Below are 19,095 nucleotides of genomic sequence, written 5' to 3'. Positions count from 1 at the left end.
TGTGTCGGATGCGGCGCAGCCCGGACGCCTGGACTACCTTCGCCGATTCAGCGCAAGGGGAAGCTGGGCGGAAGGAGCTCGTGGATAGGACGCCGGGCGTAGTCCGAGACGGTCAGCGAAGCAATGTAGTGATCCAGGAAATCCTGCGCGCGTTCCCGGTAGCTGCTCGCATCGACGGTGACGATTTCTCCCTTGTCCACAATGGTGCGGCCGGCCACCACCACCTGCTTGATGTCCCGTCCGTCCGTGTTCATGATCATGGTACGGATGGGGTCGGCGTAGGGGCCGATGTGGCTGCCGGTCAAGTCCAGGACAAAGTAGTCGGCCTGCGCCCCTGGCGCCAGACGGCCCAGTTCGGAACGGCCCAGGGACTCGGCGGGGTCGAGGGTGGCCGAGCGAAACAAGTCCGCGGCCTGGGCGCTCGAACGGTCCCCGGTGAGAGTCTTGGTCATGCCCATCGCGAGGTCCATGGCGCGGATCATGTTCGGCGGGGCGGAGTCTGTCCCCAGTACGATCCGCACCCCGCGCTCGCGGTAGGAGTTGTAGTTGTCGAGCATCCCCCCGTAATGCGCCATGGGGATGGGGCAGAGGAGGACGGTTGTTCCGGAATCGGCGAGCCGGGCCAGATCGTCCCCGGCGCCGAAGGCGGCAGGCATATGCGAATGACCGGGGATGGTCCAGGCGTGGGGGATGTACGTGCGCTCAGCGAGGAAACCGAGATCGGCCAGGTAGGGTAGCGGGCGCCTGCCGGTGCGGGCGATCATGGTCTCGACTTCGAAGAGCCCCTGGGCGGCGTGCAGACGCACGGGGAGCTTGAGCTCGTCGGCCGCCTGCCGGGTGAGCTGGAGGGTCTTTTCGGTCTGCGTTTCGATCCGCGCAGGCAGCAAGGCCGTCCGGATCAGCCCTTGGGCCCGCCCTTCGTAGTCCTGGGCGAAGCGGATGGCTTGATCCAGACCTTCGAGGCCACGCGGTTCATCCTCGTGGAGCATCACCCGCTTGCCGTCGGTATAGGGGACCGCCGTACGGTAGCTCGGCCCGAGGTAGGCCCGGACGCCAAGGGCCTCTACGGCGGCGGCGGTGTCGGCAAGGTCCTCGTAGTCCTCGCACCATTCGTGGTAGCTCTCGGATGCAATGGGCATGAGCGTGGTGATGCCGTTGCGCACCAATTGCGACAGGGCGAACTCGCGCCGGAACCGTGCCTGCTCGCGTGTGAAGAGAGCCCGATGGTCCCTCAGGTAGGACTCGGACCAGACAAGCCCCAAGCGCCGGCTGGGGTCGGGCCAGGAATCGAAAAGGGCGTGGTCGATGTCCGCCAAGGCGTTCAGGTCGATGAATCCGGGGGAGACGACAGCCTGCCCGGCGTCGATATCTTTGTCCACCACTCCGGGGTAGTCCCTGCCAACGAAGACGATGGTTTCATCCTCGTGGACCAGCTCCGCCTGAGGCAGGATGCAGTGATCGCGCTCGGCGTATCCAATGACGAAGGCGGCCTTGATACGCGTAATCACTGGTCTCCTTGAAGGTGCTCGTGGTGATGCGGAGGTCCTACGCGCCAGCGGAACGCGAGGGCGTGCCTTCCAAGTCCGAAGCCTGGTTGTCCAGGATCGATCCAGCCACCATCATCGCGTCCTGGGCAGATCGGTCGCGGATGGCCTCGAAGAGCTCGTCGTGGTTGTCGTGCTCGGTGCTGGCTGCCCGTTCCAGGCCGGCCGGTGACGTCCATGAACCGTCGATCTCCGCGGCGAGGGAACCATAGATGCCTGCCAGGAGTTGGTTGTGCGCGGCGTCGACGACGCCGCGGTGGAAGTCGATGTCGGCCTGCCGGAAGCCGTCGTCGTCGTGGGCTTCCGCGGCGGCACGGCGTCGTTCCAGTGCGTCTTGCAGCCTGTCGAGGTCTTCTTGGTCCCGGCGCTGGGCGGCGAGGGCGGCCGCCGGTACGTCAAGGCTGCGCCGGACTTCGATGGCCTCGAATCGGTCCGCGCCCTGGAAGCCCTTGCGCAAGGCAATTTCTTGTTCGTCTACGGCGGCGACGAAGGTCCCGTCACCTTGCCTTGTCACGAGTAGGCCCGCGTGGACCAAGGCCCGGAGGGCTTCCCGCAGGGGCGCGCGGCTAAGACCCAGCGCTTTTCCGAGCTCCGGCTCGGGCGGTATGCGGTCTCCCAAGCCCCATTCACCCTGGCGAATCCGCAGGCGGATGTCGTCGATCGCGTCGTCGACGACGCTGCGTCGGCCATTCACGGTCATGGTGCCCTCCTTCCAAGACGTGCTCCAAGTTCGCGGACCCGGGCATCTCCGAGGCGGGGCCGCGTTGTTGCAATGTCGCGCCACCCGCTCCGGTCCATGTCCGGTGGCCGGTCCACTTCCGTCATCGAAGCGTCTCACACGACGGCTGGAAAATCTACTCTTTCGTAAGACGTCTTACGAGTGTATCTTGGCAAACATGACCCAGATCACACACCTGTCACCGGATTCGCGGCCCGCCGGCACCGGCGAACTGCCGGAGACGCGCTTGGGGGTGCAATTCACCCGGTACCCAGGCCACGAAAGCCAGCCATTACTGGAATCGGTGCGGGCCGCCATAAACGACGGCTTCACACTCGTTGTGCTCAACAGCATCACCGCGGAACTTTCCCGCGAAACGATCGGCGAACCGGACAAGCCTGGCGAACTGGATGAGGTGGCCGAGGAAGCCCGGCATGCCGGAGTCGAGATCCAGCTTGGCCTCGGTTGTGCCGGGCCGTTCGGGGATCCTGCCACCGTGAGGGCCGGGATGGAGCGGACCCTTGCCCGGGGCGTGGACCTTGGCATTACTGAGTTTTTCGTCCACACCCGATCCGAACGGCAAGGTGCCGCAGAGCAGGGCCGGTTCCTCGACCACCCCGCTCAACTTCGGCTCATCCGGGCGAACCTCGAGGCGCTCGCTCCCGCGGCGCGGGACGCCAGGGCGCACATCAACCTCAAGACCCACGAAGACCTGGCTTCACCGGAAGTGCTGGCGCTTGTCCAGGCACTGGATCCCGCAGTCTTCGGAATTGGATTCGACGTGGCCAACTTGGTGGTCCGCGCAGAAGACCCCGTCGACGCAGCCCGGAGGCTTGGACCGCAGGTCCGAATGACGCACTTGGAAGATGCGGTTTTGTTTCCCCTACCCCACGGTTACCGCCGCCGCCTTCGGGCAATCGGCGAGGGAGTCTTCGACTGGGAAGCGATCCTCGGCCATCTTCTCAGCGCCGGGGTACGTGATTTCACGCTGGAACAGCACCGGGGAAAGTTCGATGCGCCGGTTTTCGACCGTTCGTGGTTCACCCACGAACCCCACCTCGACGCCGCGGGGCTGGGCCAGTTGGCCCGGCTCGGTGTTGCGACGCACGACAGCGTGGCGCGTGGGCATATCCCGGCGCTCGCCGACTGGGACGACGAACCCGGCCCGGCCGAACGCCGTCGTCAACTGCTCCATAGCGCCGCTACGTTGCGGAAGCTCCTCACATCGATCGGTGCCGTCGTGAAAGAACCGGCCGCGATCCTTTCCGGAGAGGAAGGACTCTCATGACAGCCATTGCCGCCTCACAGATCGTTGTCCCTGCCAGAAGCAGACCTTTCAGGAACTTCCTCAGACGGGACACGGCGTTGACCATGACCCTGTCTCTCTTGGCCGCCCTTATCGTGGCCACCTTGTTGGGCCCTTTGGCCTGGCGGGTCCAGCCCGATTCCATCAACCTGGGAGCCGTACTCCAGGCTCCCAGCTGGGGCCACCCCATGGGCACCGACGACACGGGCCGTGATGTTCTGGCCCGTGTTCTGGCGGGTGGCCAGACATCGATCCTGGCCGGCCTGACCATTGCCTTGATCGGGGCCGTGCTTGGGTGTATCGCGGCCCTCCTGGCGGGATCCATGCGCGGCTGGGTGGACACTCTCTTCACGTGGTTGACCAACTCCATCCTCTGCTTCCCGGCCATCCTCCTGGCGATGGCCATCGCAATGGCGCTCAAGCCGGGCGTGACGGCCGTGGTGATCGGGCTCTCGCTACACTCGTTCCCCTGGTACATGCGGACCCTCCGCGGAGAGGTGATGCGCTTGTACGGCCAGGACTTCATCCGCTCCACCACGGCACTCGGAGCACACCCGGCCCGCGTCCTGTTCCGCCACGTCTTCCCGCACCTGGTCCCGATCATGATCCTCCAGATGGCCGCCGTCTTCGGTGCGGCCGTGCTCTCCCTCGCAGCCTTGGGCTACCTGGGCCTCGGGGCACAACCGCCCACCGCGGAATGGGGAGAAATGATCACGGACGGCCAGCAATTCTTCCTGACTGGTCAATGGTGGATCGCGGGTTTCCCCGGTCTGGGCCTGCTCCTTGCCGTCAGTCTGACCACCATGATCGCCGACAGGGCCAGGGAAGTCCTGGACCCCCGCGGCGAATTCGTCCAGGCAAAGTGAGGCTCCCCGATGATTAGCACCATTTCCAAGCGACTCGGCGTGGCACTGGCCACGGTCTTCGGGGCTTCGATCTTCGCCTTTATCCTCCTCCGCAAAGTTCCCGGCGACCCGGCCCGGGCCATCGCCGGGGATGCGGCCACGGACGACACCGTCGCGGCGCTGCGGAAATCGATGGGCTTGGATGACAACCTGCTCGTACAATACGGGAATTACATGGGCTCGCTCCTCCGCGGTGACTTTGGTTTCTCCTACAGCACCGGGAACAGCGTGGGCAACCTCCTTGCCCAGCGACTACCGGCCACGATCGAACTGGGGCTGCTGTCGGTACTCATTGCCATCGCGGCAGCAGTCCTCGCCGCGAGCGTCGCCGTCTACTCACGGCGCCGGTGGCCGGACCGCTTCCTCCGCATCGCCTCTTCCTTGGCCATGGGATCGCCACCCTTCTGGATCGCCCTGCTTGCCTTGCTGGTTCTCTCGATGCAACTCGGGATATTCCCGGGCCCCGAAGGTCGCCTGTCACCCGGGACCCTCCGTCCGCCGAACATCACCGGCATGTTCACCGTGGATGCCGTACTGGCCGGCCAGTGGGGAACCTTCGCCAACGCTGCCTGGCACCTGCTCCTGCCAGCGACGATCGTCGCCCTGGGCCCGTTCGCCTTCCTCAGCAGGCTGTACCGGAACCAACTTCGAGGGACGCTGCGCGAAACCTTCGTCACCGTTGCCCAGAGCCACGGATTGCGCCGGTTTCCGGTCTACACGCGCCACGTGGCTCCTCATGGCCTCCTGTCACTGTTGCCAGCCGCATCGCTCTTGTTCGCCGATCTCCTGGCCGGAAGCCTGCTGGTAGAAAAGGTGTTCGGGTGGCCGGGGATAGGTTCCATGACCGCCGACGCCATCATCCAGAAGGACTTCGCCGTGGTCCAGGCAGTTCTCCTGCTGGCCGCCATCCTCTACGTGGTGGTCAGCCTCGCTGCGGACCTCATCATGACCGCGGCAGATCCCCGCACCCGAGTAGGAGCCCGCTGATGTCGCACACCAACGCACTTCCCTTTCCTTCCCCAAGCCTGGCCGGGAACGGGAACCAGGACCGGTCGCTCGTGCTCAGCGTGAACGGCCTCGTCACCGATTTCGATACCGCCTCGGGAACGGTCCACGCGGTGCGGGACGTCTCCTTCGAACTGCGCAAACGCCAGCGCCTGGCGATCGTGGGAGAGTCGGGCTCCGGGAAATCCGCCATGGCCATGTCCCTGGTGGGGCTGGTCCCGCCGCCGGGCCGCGTCGTCAGCGGCAGTGTCAAGCTCAACGGGACTGAACTCGTGGGGCTGGACGACGCCGGGATCTCCACGATCCGGGGCAAGGACATCGGCCTGGTGTTCCAAGACCCGATGGCTGCCCTGGACCCCCTGAAGACCATCGGAAGCCAGTTTGTGGAAACCATCCGGGTGCACCAGGACGTGTCCGTCAAGGTGGCCCGGCGGATGGCCTGCGAACTCCTTGCCGAGGTGGGCGTCAACGATCCGCAGCGGAGGATTGCCGACTATCCCCATCAATACTCCGGAGGCATGAGGCAACGCGTGCTCATCGCCATGGCCATAGCCAACGACCCCTCCGTGGTCATCGCGGATGAACCCACGACGGCCCTGGACGTCACTACGCAGGCACAAGTGCTCGACCTTCTGGCCAAAATCTGCGACGAACGCGGCAATGCGCTGATCATGATTACCCACAACCTGGGCATCGTGGAAGAACTCTGCGACAGCGTCAACGTCATGTACGCGGGCCGATTCGTAGAATCCACCAGTACCCGGTCCCTCTTCGGCTCGCCGGCACACCCGTACTCCAAGGCGCTTCTGGATTGCGTCATCGACCCCGCTACCACCAAGCGCGGGGCGTTGCCCGCCATCCCGGGCTCGCCTCCGGACCTCTCCGTGGACGAACCCGGATGCCCCTTTGTGGCCCGATGCCCACTCGGCCGGGACGAACTACGGTGCGCGACGGAACGGCCCGAAGCGCGCACTTTGGCGAGCGGCGCCGTCGTCCGCTGCCATTTCGCGAGCGATACCCCAGGAGATGCAGCATGAGCAACCTAGCCACAGCCCCGCTCTTGCGGGTGGAGAACCTCAATAAGTCCTACGGCAGGGGCGTCGGTTCCCGGAACCGAACGCAGATCCTCCGGGACGTCTCCTTCGAGCTGCGCCGCGGACAAACACTGGGACTCGTCGGGGAATCGGGTAGCGGCAAGTCCACCACGGCGGCGTGCGTCATGGGCCTGACAGGCGTGGACAGCGGCGTGATCGAGTTCGACGGCGTGGACCTTACCTCCCTCTCAAAGCCGCAAATGCGGCGGATGCGCAAGCGTATCCAAATGGTTTTCCAGGACCCCAACGGCTCACTGGACCCTCGCTTCACGGTTGCCGACTTGGTGGAAGAGCCATTGATCATCCATGGCGTCTCGGACGCGGGCGAGCGCTCGCGGCGGGTCGAGGAAGTGCTCGACCGCGTCGGGATCACCGTCAAACAAGCCCAGCGCTACCCCTTCGCGTTCTCCGGCGGTCAACGCCAGCGGATCGCGATTGCCCGGGCGCTGGTCCTGAACCCGGACCTCGTGGTTTTGGACGAACCGGTGAGCGCGCTGGACGTGTCCATCCAGGCCCAGGTGCTCAATCTCCTGAGCGACCTCCAGGATGAGCTTGGGCTGACCTACCTGTTCATCGTGCATGACCTTGCTGTGGCCCGGCTCATGAGCCACCACATCGCCGTCATGAACTCTGGACAGATCGTGGAGGCCGGAACATCGGCGGAGGTTTTCGAAAACACCACCCATCCCTATACGCGGGCGCTGCTTGATGCGGTTCCGGGCGCTCGCCGCCGGGCCAAGGCGCTTGCGGCGGCCGGGACTGCCGTAGCCACGGAAGGAAAGTGAGATGAGGACCCTGCCCACCCCACGTACCCTGATGAAGAGGACGACGGCGTTCCTCGCCGCCGCCGGCCTGCTCGCCCTGACAGGCTGTGCGAGCCCCACGGGCTCGTCTGCCGCGACAAGCCGGCCCTTCACCGTGAACTGGGCCACGACGCTGACCAATATCGACCCGGCTTTCGTCTGCGCCGGCAATGAGAACAGCTTCGCCAGCAACTTCTATGCCCGGCTGGTCAAGCTCGACGAAGACAAGCAATCCGACGGAACGCTCGTGGCCAACACGGATTCCGCCCGGGTCAAGGGCGATTTGGCCACAAACTGGACGGTTTCTCCCGACGGGAAGGCCTACACGTTCTCCCTGCACCCCGGGGCCAAGTTCGCCAACGGCAACCCCTTGGATGCCGAGGCCGTCCGGTATTCGATCATGCGGAATCTCACCATTGGCGGATGTGGTTCCTTGGGCCTGCAGATAGGCCTGACGGATCCGCCCCTGATCACCGGCGTCGTGGTGGTAGATCCACAGACTGTCCGGCTCCAACTATCACGCGCCTACCCCGCGATCCTGGTGACCCTGGCGCAGAGCCGCGGGTCGATCTATGACCCGAAGGTCATCAAGGAACATGGCGAGGACAAGAAGGGCGTGCCGAACCAATGGTTGGCCGCTCACACCGCCAGCAGCAGCGGCCCCTATGTCCTGGATGAATACGTGGCCAACAACTATGCGGTGCTTAGCGGAACCCGAACTACTACGGCACGGCCGCCAAGGAACCGGTGGTCCGCGTCAACTTCATCACCTCGATCCCGACCCTCATGCTGCAGGCACGTCGAGGCGAGGCGGATGTGACGTTGGGGTTGCCGCCCTACGTGGTCCACGAACTGAGCCAAAACGACTGCTGTGCCGTCACCTCGGCCCCGGCTTTTGCCCCGGTCACCGTGTCCTTCGACAACTCTTCCGGCGTGACGTCCAATCCGAAATTGCGCGAAGCGCTGACCTACGCCGTGCCGTATGACCAGATCAAGGCCAGCGTCGCCTATGGCTACGCTGACAGCTATTACGGCCCCTTCGTTCCAGGGACGCCGGGATTCGACCCCCAACGTTCCGCCCCCGCCCCCTCGACAAGGACCGGGCACGGGAGCTGGTCAAGGAGTCTGGCCTGGAGAATCCCCAGATCGACCTCATGATCAACCCGACGTCGCCCGGGGTCTCGACGCTCGCGACGATTCTGAAGGCTTCTTGGGAGGAAATAGGCGTCACGGTCAACATCGATTCGCAGACGCCCACGGCCTTTGCCACGAAGTTCAATACCGGCAAGTATCAGTCGGCGCTGCTCTTCGAGAGTGCCGGCGCCGTGGCTGCCTACGAGCTCCGCAAGAAGATGACGTGTGGCAGCAGCTTCAACAACCAGCACATCTGCATTCCGGGCACGCCGGAGCTCATGAAGAAACTCGACGACGCTCCAAACCTGCAAGCCCAGATGCCATACATCAATGCGCTCGTGGACGCCTGGCGGGCTAGTTCGCCCACCATCATCCTTTACCGTGCGCAATTCACGGCCGTGCTCGCGCACTCGGTCAAGAACTTCGACTACGCCTCGTCAACCACCTTCTACAACTGGGGGCGCTAGGGGCAGGCCTTGAAATGGCGGCCACGGCCCCGCCACGACCCAGCTGCCCGCAGGGAAGATACCCGCGGTGGCGACACAAATACCGAGAACTAGCTAAGGACGCGAAAATGCGAATTGGTGTCGATGGAAGCAAGATCCCCCACGAAGCGGACGACTCAGCGATCCGTATCCTCGAACGGGCACATGGCATGGGAATGGAAGGCGTGTACTTCCGTAGTGTCGTGGACGTCTCTCCAACACTGGACCGCGGGTTGCTGGCAGAGGTCCGGGACTGTGCGGACTCGCTCAACCTTTACCTCCAGATGGGGCTAGCCAAGGTCAACCCGTACGCGACAGCCGAAGCGCCCCACGTCCGGGTCCTCGGCGACGGCGACTACACGCGCGGCATGATCAAGATGATCGAGGCAGCACACGAGGCCGCCGGCGTGACGGACCTGTGGGTGGCATGTGCCAACTACCAGCGAGGCATGCCGGGCTACTATGTTTTCGACCGCTTCCGGACCGATGCACCGTGGGCCGACCAACTCGTGGCGATCGAGAAGTTCCTGCGGCTCCTGGCCCCGGTGGCCCGGGACCACGGCGTGCACTTGAACATTGAGACCCACGAGGAGATCACGAGCTACGAAATAGTCCGCTTGGTGGAAGCTGTGGGGCCGGACGTCCTCGGGGTCACCTTTGACACGGCGAATGTGGTGGTGCGCGGGGAGGACCCGGTGGCGGCTGCGCGTCGCGTGGCGCCGTATACCCGGGCCACGCACCTGCGCGACTTTGTCCTGGGCGAACAAGACGGCGTGTTCGGGCGGGTCTTCGCGCCGATCGGCCAGGGCTCGATCGATTGGGATGCGGTGCTCGGCATCCTGCACGCCGAAAACCCGGATCTGCCGCTCTCAATCGAAAACGCGGGCCCCACCCTGCACTTGCCGATCGGCCTCGACGATCCTGAATGGATTGCCATGCACCCCGACTTGGACCCCGAAGAGGTGGCCAGTATTCGGAGCATGGCGGCGCAGTACGCGGAAAGGGCGGAACGAGGAGAGGTCCTGTCACTGAGCGAGCTGCGGGCCATGCCGTACGACGGTGCGCACTTCATTGACGTCTCGGCGAAAGCACTGAGGGACGCGCTGTCCCGGATCGGCGCAGCGGGGAGGAGCAGAATAGGCACATGACTTCCAAGATCACTGATGTGCCAGGAATCCGGGTGGGACATGTCCAGAGGATCGGCGACGGTTGGCTGAGCGGAGTGACTGTGGTCCTTCCGCCGCAGGGGACAGTGGGATCGGTCGATGTGCGCGGCGGCGGTCCAGGCACCCACGAGACGGATGCGCTTGATCCCACCACCCTGGTGCCCACGGTCGATGCGGTGGTGCTCACGGGCGGCAGTGCCTTCGGGCTGATCACGGCCCACGGTGCCCAACGATGGTGCGAAGAGCAAGGACGCGGTTTCGCCGTGCCCGGGGGAGTGGTCCCGATCGTTCCCGCCGCGGCGATCTTCGACCTGGGCCGTGGCGGCGACATCGCCGCCCGACCCGACGAAGCCATGGGTTATGAGGCGGCCGCCGCGGCTGCCGCCTCAAGCGAGCACGCCGACGTCGGACGCGGAAACGTCGGCGCCGGTGCGGGCGCCGTGATTGGCCGCGGCGCGTTCAAAGGCGGAGTGGGCACGTCCTCCATCACCCTGGACAACGGAGTGGTGGTGGGCGCGCTCGCAGTGGTGAACGCACTGGGGATGCCATTTTCGCCCCAGCAGGCGGATCCCGGCAGCTCGGATCCGGCGGCGCCCCCGGCGCTGAACACCACGCTTGTTGTCGTCGCGACCAACGTGGTCCTCGACCCTGCCGAATGCAAGCGCACTGCCAGTGCCGCACATGCCGGCCTTGCCCGGGCCCTAAGTCCTTCCCACACCCTCGCCGACGGCGACACCGTGTTCGCGCTGGCGACGGGCGCCGTCGGGCTTGACCGCAGTTCGGAGCAGGCAAGGCAGGTTTCGCTCATTACCCTGCAAAGCGCGGCGGCAGACGTCGTGCGCCTGGCTGTTCTTGACGGCGTCGCCTCCGCGGAAACCACGACGACGGCGGCAGGCACCTTCCCGTCCTACGGTGCGGTTTAGCGTGTTCTAGGGGGTTCCGCGGCCCGGGGAAGCGTGACACCGTGCCGGTGTCTGCGCTAGCATGGGCGGATTTAACATTCGCGCCGCATTGGCGTAGAGTTGTCTGTTGGTTGTCTGCACAGCCACGCCCATTTAACAGGTCGCGAGTCCTGCTATGTGGAGTGGCAGGAGCCGGGCGGCCAAACAAACAAAAAACGTCCGCAGATTTTTCGGTGCCTAACCGGGGGACTGCGGCAAACAACAGTTAGCGGAGGATATGGCCAAGAAGGACGGGGTCATTGAGATCGAGGGCGTTGTGACTGAGGCGCTGCCCAATGCGATGTTTCGCGTTGAGCTCACCAACAAGCACATCGTTCTTGCACACATCTCGGGGAAGATGCGACAGCACTACATCAGGATTCTCCCTGAGGACCGCGTAGTGGTGGAGCTAAGCCCTTACGACCTCACACGTGGTCGCATCGTCTACCGCTACAAGTAATTGCTGGGCGGCAGCCCTGGGAAAACGAAGACCCAAGTAAAGCCGCTCCAGCTGACCAACTGCAACACGCAAAGGAACGCCATGAAGGTCAAGCCGAGCGTCAAGCAGATCTGCGACAAGTGCAAAGTGATCCGCCGTAATGGCCGGGTCATGGTGATCTGCGAGAACCCGCGCCACAAGCAGCGCCAGGGCTAATTCCCCGCAAGGGAACTAGCGCCCGCGAGGGCAACCTGGGTTGCTAACCCACGCAAGTAAATAAAGGCAGCACAAGCTGAATTGGGACGTATGGAGCCCGGACAGCTAACCCCCGGTCGGAGGCTGGGGCCGCACTGAAAGTGCGGGTGTACTGCCTACGACCTCCGGTTTATTCAAGGAGTACTGCCACTATGGCTCGTCTCGCTGGCGTAGACATTCCCCGCGAAAAGCGGTTGGAAATTGCGCTTACTTACATCTACGGCGTGGGCAAGACCCGTGCACACGAAACCCTGGCTGCCACCGGCATCAGCGCTGACGTTCGCGTCAAGGACCTGACTGACGCCGAGCTGGTCCAGCTGCGTGACTACATTGAAGGCAACTACAAGGTTGAGGGTGACCTTCGCCGCGAAGTAGCAGCAGATATCCGCCGCAAAGTTGAAATCGGCAGCTACGAAGGCCTGCGTCACCGCAAGGGCCTGCCCGTACGCGGTCAGCGTACGAAGACCAACGCTCGTACCCGCAAGGGCCCGAAGCGTACCGTCGCCGGCAAGAAGAAGGCCGGCCGCTAGAAATAGCAGCCGACTTTCCCCCGATAACTTTCTGTAGGAGAAATAATGCCCCCGAAGACTCGTGGCGCGGTTCGCAAGCCGCGTAAGAAGGACAAGAAGAATATCGCGCTTGGCCAGGCGCACATCAAGAGCACCTTTAACAACACCATCGTGTCCATCACGGACCCGAACGGTGCTGTCATCTCCTGGGCTTCCGCCGGTGAGGTTGGATTCAAGGGCTCCCGCAAGTCCACCCCGTTCGCCGCCCAGATGGCTGCCGAGGCTGCTGCAAAGCGCGCCCAGGAGCACGGTCTGCGCAAGGTCGACGTGTTCGTCAAGGGACCGGGATCCGGACGCGAGACCGCAATCCGTTCGCTGCAGGCCGCTGGCCTCGAGGTTGGCTCCATCCAGGACGTCACCCCCAGCGCCCACAACGGTTGCCGCCCGCCGAAGCGCCGCCGCGTCTAACCGGTTTCTGCTTGGCTTCTTGGCTTTTGCCGGCCGGGTCCGCTGCGGAACAGTCTGACTGTTCCGCAGCGCCCGGCCGGCAAAGCCGGAACCAAGCCGATTTCCACCACCTGTGTTGCGTCATATAGCGGATGCTCGCCGAAAGGAAACCTAAGTGCTTATTGCACAGCGCCCCACTCTGTCTGAAGAAGTAGTCTCCGAGAACCGCTCGCGTTTCATCATTGAACCGCTGGAACCGGGCTTCGGCTACACCCTCGGAAACTCCCTCCGCCGTACCCTGCTCTCCTCCATCCCCGGTGCCGCTGTAACCAGCATCCGGATCGATGGCGTGCTGCACGAGTTCACGACGGTTCCGGGTGTCAAGGAAGATGTCACTGAGATCATCCTGAACATCAAGAACCTCTCCGTGTCCTCCGAGCACGATGAGCCGGTTGTTGCATACCTGCGTAAGCAGGGCCCCGGAGTCGTCACCGCCGCGGACATCGCTCCGCCGGCCGGCGTCGAATTCCACAACCCGGATCTGCACATTGCCACGCTGAACTCGAAGGGCAAGTTCGAACTCGAACTGACCATCGAACGCGGCCGCGGCTACGTTTCGGCAGCTCAGAACAAGTCCGGCGACTCCGAGATCGGCCGTATTCCGGTCGACTCGATCTACTCGCCGGTCTTGAAGGTTACCTTCCGCGTGGAAGCTACCCGTGTTGAGCAGCGCACTGACTTCGACAAGCTGATTGTCGACGTCGAGACCAAGCAGGCTATCGCCCCGCGTGACGCCGTTGCTTCGGCAGGCACCACCCTGGTGGAGCTGTTCGGTCTTGCACGTGAGCTGAACACCGCAGCTGAAGGTATCGAGATTGGCCCGTCGCCGACGGATGCTGCCTTGGCAGCTGACATGGCACTGCCGATCGAGGATCTGGACCTGACCGTCCGTTCCTACAACTGCCTCAAGCGTGAGGGCATCCACACTGTGGGTGAACTCGTTGCCCGCTCCGAGGCTGACCTGATGGACATCCGCAACTTCGGTGCGAAGTCCATCGATGAGGTCAAGGCAAAGCTGGTTGAACTGGGCCTGTCCCTCAAGGACTCGCCTCCCGGTTTCGACCTGGCAGCCCGCGCCGCAGCCATCGAAGAGGACGACGCCGCGTTCAGCGACGACGAGCTCTAACAAGCAGATCTTGGCCACCGTGTCCACGTTCGGACCCGGACGGCCTTCATTACAGGAGAAATTACTATGCCTACCCCCACTAAGGGTCCGCGCCTCGGAGGCGGTCCGGCTCACGAGCGCCTGATGCTCGCGAACCTGGCAGCATCGCTGTTCGAGCACAAGCGCATCACCACTACGGTTACCAAGGCCAAGCGCCTGAAACCGTACGCAGAGCGCCTCGTGACCTTCGCCAAGCGCGGCGACCTGTCCTCCCGCCGTCGCGTGCTCGGCCTGATCAGCGACAAGGGCATCGTCCACGAGCTGTTCACCGACATCGCTGGCGCCGTTGCCAACCGCGATGGTGGCTACACCCGCATCACCAAGATCGGCAACCGCAAGGGCGACAACGCTCCCATGGCTGTCATCGAACTGGTTCTTGAGCCGGTTTCCCCGAAGCAGGCTGTAGTTGCCGAGGCAACCAAGGCCGCTGAGAAGGCTGCCCCGGTTGCCGAGGAAGAGGTCGTTGAGACCGAAACCGCCGAGGCTGAGACCGAAGCCGTTGAAGCTGAAGCTGCTGAAACCGAAGAGGCTCCGGCCGCCGAGGAAAAGAAGTAATTCACTGAATTCTTCACAGTAGACTTAAGTCTATGAACGAACAAAAACCCGCTGCCCCCGTTTTGGGGGGCGGCGGGTTTTTGCGTGTCCGGTTGGATCTTTCTTACGATGGCGGGCCTTTCAACGGATGGGCCATGCAGCCTGGTCTGCGGACTGTGCAGGGTTCGCTTGAAGAAGGGCTGGCGTTGATCGTGCGGCGTCCCGTGCGGGTCACCGTGGCCGGCCGCACCGACGCTGGTGTGCACGCACGGGGACAAGTGGCGCACATAGATCTCTCCGAGGCCGAGTGGAGCGGACTTCCGAGGGGCCACGAGATTGACCCCGCCGCTGCGCTGCTTCGGAGGCTTCGTGGAGCCTTGAGTCGTGTCCTGCAGGATGAGACCGGTGCCATTGAAGTGCACGACGTCGGGCTGGCGCCTGGCGGCTTTGACGCTCGCTTTTCAGCGTTGTGGCGCCGGTACAGTTACCGGATTGCCGATGGCTCGGAGCGCTGGGACCCCGTCCTTCGCAGGCTGACTTTGTGGCACAAGTCCGCGTTGGATGAAGGCGCCATGAATGAGGGCGCCGCAGCGCTGTTGGGGCTCCAGGACTTCCGGGCATACTGCAAGCCCCGCGAGGGAGCCACCACCATCCGCGAATTGCAGCGGCTTGAGTTCGTGCGTGGTAGCGACGGTGTGCTTGTTGCCAACGTCCAAGCAGATGCTTTTTGCCACAACATGGTGCGTGCGTTGGTCGGATCGGCGTTGCGCGTTGGGGAGGGCCTGGAACAGCCGGAGTGGCTGCACGAGCGCCTGCTCGCGGGGGTCAGGGACGCCAAATCGGTGCTGGCCGCGCCGCACCCCTTGGTGCTTGAGGAAGTGGCCTACCCCTCCGACAACGAACTGTTTGCACGGGCTGAGCTGACGCGGGCCCGGCGGGAGTAGTTTTGGGGCTGGCGGTCTCAGTGTGCTTTCCCGGACAGGGGCTGGACGTTGGACGGCCCCCTCCCGGCTCTGGGTACCGGGGAGGGGGCCTGCGTAGACCACCCGCGGTTCTGGGTATCGCAGGTGGCCGGCTTGAAGGCGCCCCAGATGCGCCGGTAGGCAACTGTCCGCTAGGGCAGTCCCAGAGCAGCCTTTACCCCGTTGACCAACGTACCGAAGTAGCCGTTCAGGGCAGTCCCGAACAGTCCGACTCCGGCCACAATGACCATCGCGACGAAGCCCACCAGAATTGAGTATTCCGTGGCCGTTGCTCCGTGCTCGCCGGCCAAGGTGCTCGTTAGCTTCCTGAACATCCTTTTCATGTCGATCACCGTTCGCTTATGGAGTGGGGCTAGGAGAACGCCGCGATGATGTTCATGACGGCTGGTCCCAGCAAGATGATGAACAGGGTTGGAAAGATGCAGAAGATCAGCGGGAAGAGGATTTTCACGGGAATCTTCATGGCATATTCTTCCGCCCGCTGACGGCGCTTGGTCCGCATCTCCTGAGCCTGCGCTTTGAGGACTTTGGCAATGGCAATGCCGTAGGCATCCGCCTGGACAACAGCCCTGATGAAGCTGCGAACGTCCGGAACGTCAACGCGCTGGGACATGTCCAGATATGCGTCCTTGCGGCTCCGCCCTACCTGGATGTCCTGAAGCGTCCGGATGAACTCATCTGCCAGCGGTCCTTTGCCGTTTTCCGCGGCACGGGCCATGGCAGCTTCAAAACCGAGGCCCGCTTGGACGGAAATCAGCATCTGGTCGAGTGAGTTCGGGAGTTCCAGACGAATTGCCTCGCGGCGTTTCTGTGCATTGGAACGAATGAGGAGATCCGGGACAAAATAGGCCAAAGCCATGACGGCAATACCAAGAAGGAACTTTCCTGCCGATGGATCGCTGAGGAACAAAAGCACCCCGAAGGAGCCGCCACCCAGCGCCAGCAGTGGTTTGATCATCAAGATCCGGCCCAAGGGCCAATCTTTGGGCCGGCCCGCTCCAGCCAATTGCCTGTCTAGCCACGCCACGTAGCCGTCCGGCGCGAGTTGCCGTGAAATGGATGTCAAACGATCGTTATGGTTGCTGGATTGTGGCGCGGCAGCCGTTCCTGCACCGAGGTTCGTCCGTATGTTGCGTATTCCTACCCTGTCCCCGGTGAAAGCGAGCCAGACCATCCAGGACACAGGGGCCACGATGGCCAACATGGCGGCATAAGCGAAGAGTTGCATGGTGGATCCCTCCTAGTACTTCGGCTTGATGAGCCGGCTCAGCCACCACGCGCCGACTGTGAGCATGACCGCGGCGGCGGCAAGCATGAGGTAGCCAGGCACGGTGGATGTGAAGGTGTGGGCATAGCTCGGGTTGATGAACAGCAGCGCGATGAACATGACCACCGGCAGGGCAAGCAGTACCAGCGCGGACATACGTCCTTCGGCGCTTAGCGCCCTGACCTGCCGCCGGATTTGGTTGCGGTCACGAATCGTTTCACCAACGTGGTCCAAGACCTCGCCCAAGTCACCGCCGACCTCCCTGTGGATTTCGATCGCCTGGGCAATCCAGCCGAAGTCTTCGCTGCTCGTCCGCATGGCCACGTCAGTCAAGGACTCTCCAAGATCGCGCCCGATCCGTGTTTCGTTGACGATCCTGCTCATCTCCTCTGCCATAGGTGCCTCGCTCTCTTGGGCAGTGGCGTCCACTGCCCTGAGGAGACTGTGGCCGGCCCGCATCCCACCACTCATCATCTGGAGGGCGTCGGGTACTTGCTCGTCGAACTTGGCTGAGCGCCGGGATGTGAGCAAGGCAAGAAGCGCAGTGAGAGAAGCCACGGCAACCAGGCACATCAGGATGGCGAAGACGAGGCCGCCGAGTACGAGGCCGACGGCGCCGGCAAAGACCACAACGATTCCAGCGATCAAAACATAGTCGGCTGGTTGCTTCTTCAACCCTGCGGCATCCAGCTTCGCTTGCGAAAGATAGCCTCCCGAGCGCGGATGGATGCGTGTTTGAATGGCATCCCTGGCGCCGTCCGTGAGCCGGGTCAGGGTAGATGAGTGGATCGGTGCATCGGGACGGCGCCTTTCGGCATCAAGTGTCCTCCGTGACTTGAGCACCACCAACACGAGCAGGAGCAAAGCGAGATACACCAAGCCCAGCCCGGCCGCGAGCAAGATGGTTTGGGCTCCGAAACCGTTCATCGCAAGCCTCCCATCATGGTGGCCCCGAAGACTGCCGGGGAGATCGGAATCCCCAGTTCGGCAAATCGGTCCGTGAAACGGGGACGAACGCCTGTGGGAATCGGCTTGCCAAGGAACCGGCCGTTGGGATCGACGCCAGCCGAGTAATCGAACAGGAAAGCGTCCTGGAGAGTGACGACATCGCCCTCCATGCCCTGGACCTCAGTGATGTGTGTGACCCTGCGTGTCCCATCCCGGAGGCGGCTGATGTGCACGATCAGGTTCACGGCGGACGCCACCTGTTCCCGGATGGCCCTGAGAGGAAGGTCCATGCCAGCCATGAGAACGAGGGTCTCGAGGCGGGCGACGGCGTCCCGGGGGGAGTTGGCGTGCACCGTGGAGATGGAACCGTCGTGGCCGGTGTTCATTGCCTGAAGCATGTCCAAGGACTCGCCTCCGCGGACCTCGCCCACCACAATGCGGTCCGGACGCATGCGGAGCGAGTTCCGTACAAGATCGCGAATGGTGACTTCACCGCGTCCCTCAATGTTGGATGGCCTGCTCTCAAGCCGCACGACGTGCTCCTGTTGGAGTTGCAGCTCGACTGCGTCCTCAATGGTGACGATCCGGTCATCCGCGGGAATGAAGGAAGACAGGACGTTCAACAGGGTGGTCTTGCCGGTGCCGGTACCGCCGGACACGATGATATTCATCCGAGCCAGCACGCAGGCCCTCAGCAGCTCCGCCATTTCCGGTGACAGGCTGCCAAACTCGATGAGTTTGTTGACTGTCAGGGCTTCGCGGCCGAATTTTCGGATGGTCAGTGACGGCCCGTTGACGGCGAGCGGAGGAATGATGGCATTCACGCGCGATCCGTCGGGAAGCCGTGCGTCGACGAGTGGGGACGACTCGTCGATTCTCCGCCCAACCCTGGACACAATGCGTTCAATGATGCGACGCAGGGCCTCGTCCGAGGAGAACTTGGCCTCTGTCTTGTAGAGCCGGCCGTACCGTTCGACGTAAATGCTGTCGTATCGATTCACCATGACTTCCGTAATTTCCGGATCATCCAGGAACCGTTGAATGGCGCCATGGCCCAGGACGTCGTCGATGATTTCTGCCGTGAGACGCTGCCGTTCTGCGGACGTCAGGGGCACCTGTTCCTCGTCGACAACAACCCTTAGCTCATCGCGTACGTACTGGTGCAGTTCCGCCTCATCCAAGGAGGAATCGGAGAGCCTGGATCCGAGTCGTTCAAACAAGGCCTTGCTCGCCCGCTCCTTGAGGTCGCTGAGTGCTTCACTGGCAAGAATCGTCGACGTCGCACTATCCTCGGCATGGGCCGTGGCGTTTGAGGACTCCGCGGCCTTGGCTTCCTGGATACGTCCGAGTGTGGTTGCTGCTGGCGGCGTCATTCCGGCTGGAACTG

The 19,095-nt window shown here is 63.4% G+C and carries 23 protein-coding genes; 17 read left to right on the top strand and 6 right to left on the bottom strand.

Annotated elements, in window-relative coordinates:
* Positions 1–47 precede the first annotated feature (47 nt).
* Together ACX5I4_RS15895 and ACX5I4_RS15890 are read right to left on the bottom strand one after the other, a co-directional pair.
* A complete protein-coding gene (locus ACX5I4_RS15895) occupies positions 48–1,508 on the bottom strand; it encodes a chlorohydrolase family protein (protein WP_461837497.1) in 1,461 nt (486 codons plus the stop codon).
* Positions 1,509–1,545: 37 nt separating this feature from the next.
* Positions 1,546–2,244: a FadR/GntR family transcriptional regulator gene (locus tag ACX5I4_RS15890; RefSeq protein WP_461837496.1), complete on the bottom strand. Its 699-nt coding sequence runs from the start codon at positions 2,242–2,244 to the stop codon at positions 1,546–1,548.
* A gap of 196 nt (positions 2,245–2,440) precedes the next feature.
* On the opposite strand from ACX5I4_RS15890, the gene ACX5I4_RS15885 reads away from it, so the two are divergent.
* The 17 genes from ACX5I4_RS15885 to ACX5I4_RS15805 all read left to right on the top strand — a co-directional run bounded on the left by ACX5I4_RS15885 (position 2,441) and on the right by ACX5I4_RS15805 (position 15,454).
* Positions 2,441–3,550: a sugar phosphate isomerase/epimerase family protein gene (locus tag ACX5I4_RS15885; protein WP_461837495.1), complete on the top strand. Its 1,110-nt coding sequence runs from the start codon at positions 2,441–2,443 to the stop codon at positions 3,548–3,550.
* Positions 3,547–4,434: an ABC transporter permease gene (locus ACX5I4_RS15880; RefSeq protein WP_461837494.1), complete on the top strand. Its 888-nt coding sequence runs from the start codon at positions 3,547–3,549 to the stop codon at positions 4,432–4,434. The genes ACX5I4_RS15885 and ACX5I4_RS15880 overlap by 4 nt, the downstream gene beginning before the upstream one ends.
* Before the next feature lie 9 nt (positions 4,435–4,443).
* Entirely contained in the window at positions 4,444–5,460 is a 1,017-nt protein-coding gene (locus ACX5I4_RS15875; protein ID WP_461837493.1) for an ABC transporter permease, read from the top strand.
* A complete protein-coding gene (locus tag ACX5I4_RS15870) occupies positions 5,460–6,515 on the top strand; it encodes an ABC transporter ATP-binding protein (protein ID WP_461837492.1) in 1,056 nt (351 codons plus the stop codon). The genes ACX5I4_RS15875 and ACX5I4_RS15870 overlap by 1 nt, the downstream gene beginning before the upstream one ends.
* Positions 6,512–7,357, top strand: a complete 846-nt coding sequence (locus tag ACX5I4_RS15865; RefSeq protein WP_461837491.1) for an ATP-binding cassette domain-containing protein — start codon at positions 6,512–6,514, stop codon at positions 7,355–7,357. The genes ACX5I4_RS15870 and ACX5I4_RS15865 overlap by 4 nt, the downstream gene beginning before the upstream one ends.
* Position 7,358: 1 nt before the next feature.
* Complete coding sequence (locus ACX5I4_RS15860) at positions 7,359–8,195, top strand: ABC transporter substrate-binding protein (RefSeq protein ID WP_461837490.1); 837 nt, start codon at positions 7,359–7,361, stop codon at positions 8,193–8,195.
* Positions 8,123–8,533, top strand: coding sequence for an ABC transporter substrate-binding protein (locus ACX5I4_RS15855; RefSeq protein WP_461837489.1), 411 nt, complete (start codon positions 8,123–8,125; stop codon positions 8,531–8,533). The genes ACX5I4_RS15860 and ACX5I4_RS15855 overlap by 73 nt, the downstream gene beginning before the upstream one ends.
* Positions 8,434–8,976: an ABC transporter substrate-binding protein gene (locus ACX5I4_RS15850; RefSeq protein WP_461838751.1), complete on the top strand. Its 543-nt coding sequence runs from the start codon at positions 8,434–8,436 to the stop codon at positions 8,974–8,976. Before ACX5I4_RS15855 ends, ACX5I4_RS15850 begins: the two co-directional genes overlap by 100 nt.
* Positions 8,977–9,083: 107 nt before the next feature.
* Positions 9,084–10,142: a sugar phosphate isomerase/epimerase family protein gene (locus ACX5I4_RS15845; protein ID WP_461837488.1), complete on the top strand. Its 1,059-nt coding sequence runs from the start codon at positions 9,084–9,086 to the stop codon at positions 10,140–10,142.
* A complete protein-coding gene (locus tag ACX5I4_RS15840) occupies positions 10,139–11,083 on the top strand; it encodes a P1 family peptidase (RefSeq protein WP_461837487.1) in 945 nt (314 codons plus the stop codon). The genes ACX5I4_RS15845 and ACX5I4_RS15840 overlap by 4 nt, the downstream gene beginning before the upstream one ends.
* 256 nt (positions 11,084–11,339) lie before the next feature.
* On the top strand, positions 11,340–11,561 hold the full coding sequence (gene infA / locus ACX5I4_RS15835) for a translation initiation factor IF-1 (RefSeq protein ID WP_009358723.1): 222 nt from the start codon (positions 11,340–11,342) through the stop codon (positions 11,559–11,561).
* A gap of 81 nt (positions 11,562–11,642) precedes the next feature.
* Positions 11,643–11,756, top strand: coding sequence for a 50S ribosomal protein L36 (rpmJ, locus tag ACX5I4_RS15830; RefSeq protein ID WP_011775570.1), 114 nt, complete (start codon positions 11,643–11,645; stop codon positions 11,754–11,756).
* 191 nt (positions 11,757–11,947) lie between these two features.
* Positions 11,948–12,325 carry a 30S ribosomal protein S13 gene (gene rpsM, locus ACX5I4_RS15825; RefSeq protein ID WP_011775569.1) on the top strand — a complete coding sequence of 126 codons (378 nt, stop codon included), beginning with the start codon at positions 11,948–11,950 and terminating at the stop codon, positions 12,323–12,325.
* A 45-nt stretch (positions 12,326–12,370) separates the two neighbouring features.
* Entirely contained in the window at positions 12,371–12,772 is a 402-nt protein-coding gene (rpsK, locus tag ACX5I4_RS15820) for a 30S ribosomal protein S11 (RefSeq protein ID WP_028265083.1), read from the top strand.
* Positions 12,773–12,926: 154 nt separating this feature from the next.
* A complete protein-coding gene (locus ACX5I4_RS15815; protein ID WP_011692778.1) occupies positions 12,927–13,937 on the top strand; it encodes a DNA-directed RNA polymerase subunit alpha in 1,011 nt (336 codons plus the stop codon).
* A 66-nt stretch (positions 13,938–14,003) separates the two neighbouring features.
* Positions 14,004–14,531, top strand: a complete 528-nt coding sequence (gene rplQ, locus ACX5I4_RS15810) for a 50S ribosomal protein L17 (protein ID WP_461837486.1) — start codon at positions 14,004–14,006, stop codon at positions 14,529–14,531.
* Between the two features lie 32 nt (positions 14,532–14,563).
* A complete protein-coding gene (locus ACX5I4_RS15805) occupies positions 14,564–15,454 on the top strand; it encodes a tRNA pseudouridine synthase A (RefSeq protein ID WP_461837485.1) in 891 nt (296 codons plus the stop codon).
* Positions 15,455–15,624: 170 nt separating this feature from the next.
* Here ACX5I4_RS15805 and ACX5I4_RS15800 read toward each other — a convergent pair whose 3' ends face one another.
* From ACX5I4_RS15800 to ACX5I4_RS15785, 4 genes are read right to left on the bottom strand one after another with little or no spacing between them, the layout of a single operon-like run.
* A complete protein-coding gene (locus ACX5I4_RS15800; protein ID WP_461837484.1) occupies positions 15,625–15,816 on the bottom strand; it encodes a Flp family type IVb pilin in 192 nt (63 codons plus the stop codon).
* A gap of 29 nt (positions 15,817–15,845) precedes the next feature.
* The gene (locus ACX5I4_RS15795) at positions 15,846–16,721 is read right to left on the bottom strand and encodes a type II secretion system F family protein (protein ID WP_461837483.1); all 876 of its coding nucleotides are present in this window, start codon (positions 16,719–16,721) and stop codon (positions 15,846–15,848) included.
* 12 nt (positions 16,722–16,733) lie between these two features.
* Entirely contained in the window at positions 16,734–17,687 is a 954-nt protein-coding gene (locus ACX5I4_RS15790) for a type II secretion system F family protein (protein ID WP_461837482.1), read from the bottom strand.
* Positions 17,684–19,081, bottom strand: a complete 1,398-nt coding sequence (locus ACX5I4_RS15785) for a CpaF family protein (protein WP_461837481.1) — start codon at positions 19,079–19,081, stop codon at positions 17,684–17,686. The genes ACX5I4_RS15790 and ACX5I4_RS15785 overlap by 4 nt, the downstream gene beginning before the upstream one ends.
* Positions 19,082–19,095: the final 14 nt, after the last annotated feature.

The sequence above is a fragment of the Arthrobacter sp. MMS24-S77 genome, from assembly GCF_054888235.1.
Note: the sequence above shows the minus strand (reverse complement) of the source record. Positions and strands in the feature narration are given on the sequence as shown.

Coding starts and splice junctions, on each gene's coding strand:
- ACX5I4_RS15890 (WP_461837496.1), bottom strand. CDS start 2,244: ATGACCGTGAATGGCCGACGCAGCGTCGTCGACGACGCGATCGACGAC.
- ACX5I4_RS15885 (WP_461837495.1), top strand. CDS start 2,441: ATGACCCAGATCACACACCTGTCACCGGATTCGCGGCCCGCCGGCACC.
- ACX5I4_RS15880 (WP_461837494.1), top strand. CDS start 3,547: ATGACAGCCATTGCCGCCTCACAGATCGTTGTCCCTGCCAGAAGCAGA.
- ACX5I4_RS15875 (WP_461837493.1), top strand. CDS start 4,444: ATGATTAGCACCATTTCCAAGCGACTCGGCGTGGCACTGGCCACGGTC.
- ACX5I4_RS15870 (WP_461837492.1), top strand. CDS start 5,460: ATGTCGCACACCAACGCACTTCCCTTTCCTTCCCCAAGCCTGGCCGGG.
- ACX5I4_RS15865 (WP_461837491.1), top strand. CDS start 6,512: ATGAGCAACCTAGCCACAGCCCCGCTCTTGCGGGTGGAGAACCTCAAT.
- ACX5I4_RS15860 (WP_461837490.1), top strand. CDS start 7,359: ATGAGGACCCTGCCCACCCCACGTACCCTGATGAAGAGGACGACGGCG.
- ACX5I4_RS15845 (WP_461837488.1), top strand. CDS start 9,084: ATGCGAATTGGTGTCGATGGAAGCAAGATCCCCCACGAAGCGGACGAC.
- ACX5I4_RS15840 (WP_461837487.1), top strand. CDS start 10,139: ATGACTTCCAAGATCACTGATGTGCCAGGAATCCGGGTGGGACATGTC.
- infA (WP_009358723.1), top strand. CDS start 11,340: ATGGCCAAGAAGGACGGGGTCATTGAGATCGAGGGCGTTGTGACTGAG.
- rpmJ (WP_011775570.1), top strand. CDS start 11,643: ATGAAGGTCAAGCCGAGCGTCAAGCAGATCTGCGACAAGTGCAAAGTG.
- rpsM (WP_011775569.1), top strand. CDS start 11,948: ATGGCTCGTCTCGCTGGCGTAGACATTCCCCGCGAAAAGCGGTTGGAA.
- rpsK (WP_028265083.1), top strand. CDS start 12,371: ATGCCCCCGAAGACTCGTGGCGCGGTTCGCAAGCCGCGTAAGAAGGAC.
- rplQ (WP_461837486.1), top strand. CDS start 14,004: ATGCCTACCCCCACTAAGGGTCCGCGCCTCGGAGGCGGTCCGGCTCAC.
- ACX5I4_RS15805 (WP_461837485.1), top strand. CDS start 14,564: ATGAACGAACAAAAACCCGCTGCCCCCGTTTTGGGGGGCGGCGGGTTT.
- ACX5I4_RS15800 (WP_461837484.1), bottom strand. CDS start 15,816: ATGAAAAGGATGTTCAGGAAGCTAACGAGCACCTTGGCCGGCGAGCAC.
- ACX5I4_RS15795 (WP_461837483.1), bottom strand. CDS start 16,721: ATGCAACTCTTCGCTTATGCCGCCATGTTGGCCATCGTGGCCCCTGTG.
- ACX5I4_RS15790 (WP_461837482.1), bottom strand. CDS start 17,687: ATGAACGGTTTCGGAGCCCAAACCATCTTGCTCGCGGCCGGGCTGGGC.
- ACX5I4_RS15785 (WP_461837481.1), bottom strand. CDS start 19,081: ATGACGCCGCCAGCAGCAACCACACTCGGACGTATCCAGGAAGCCAAG.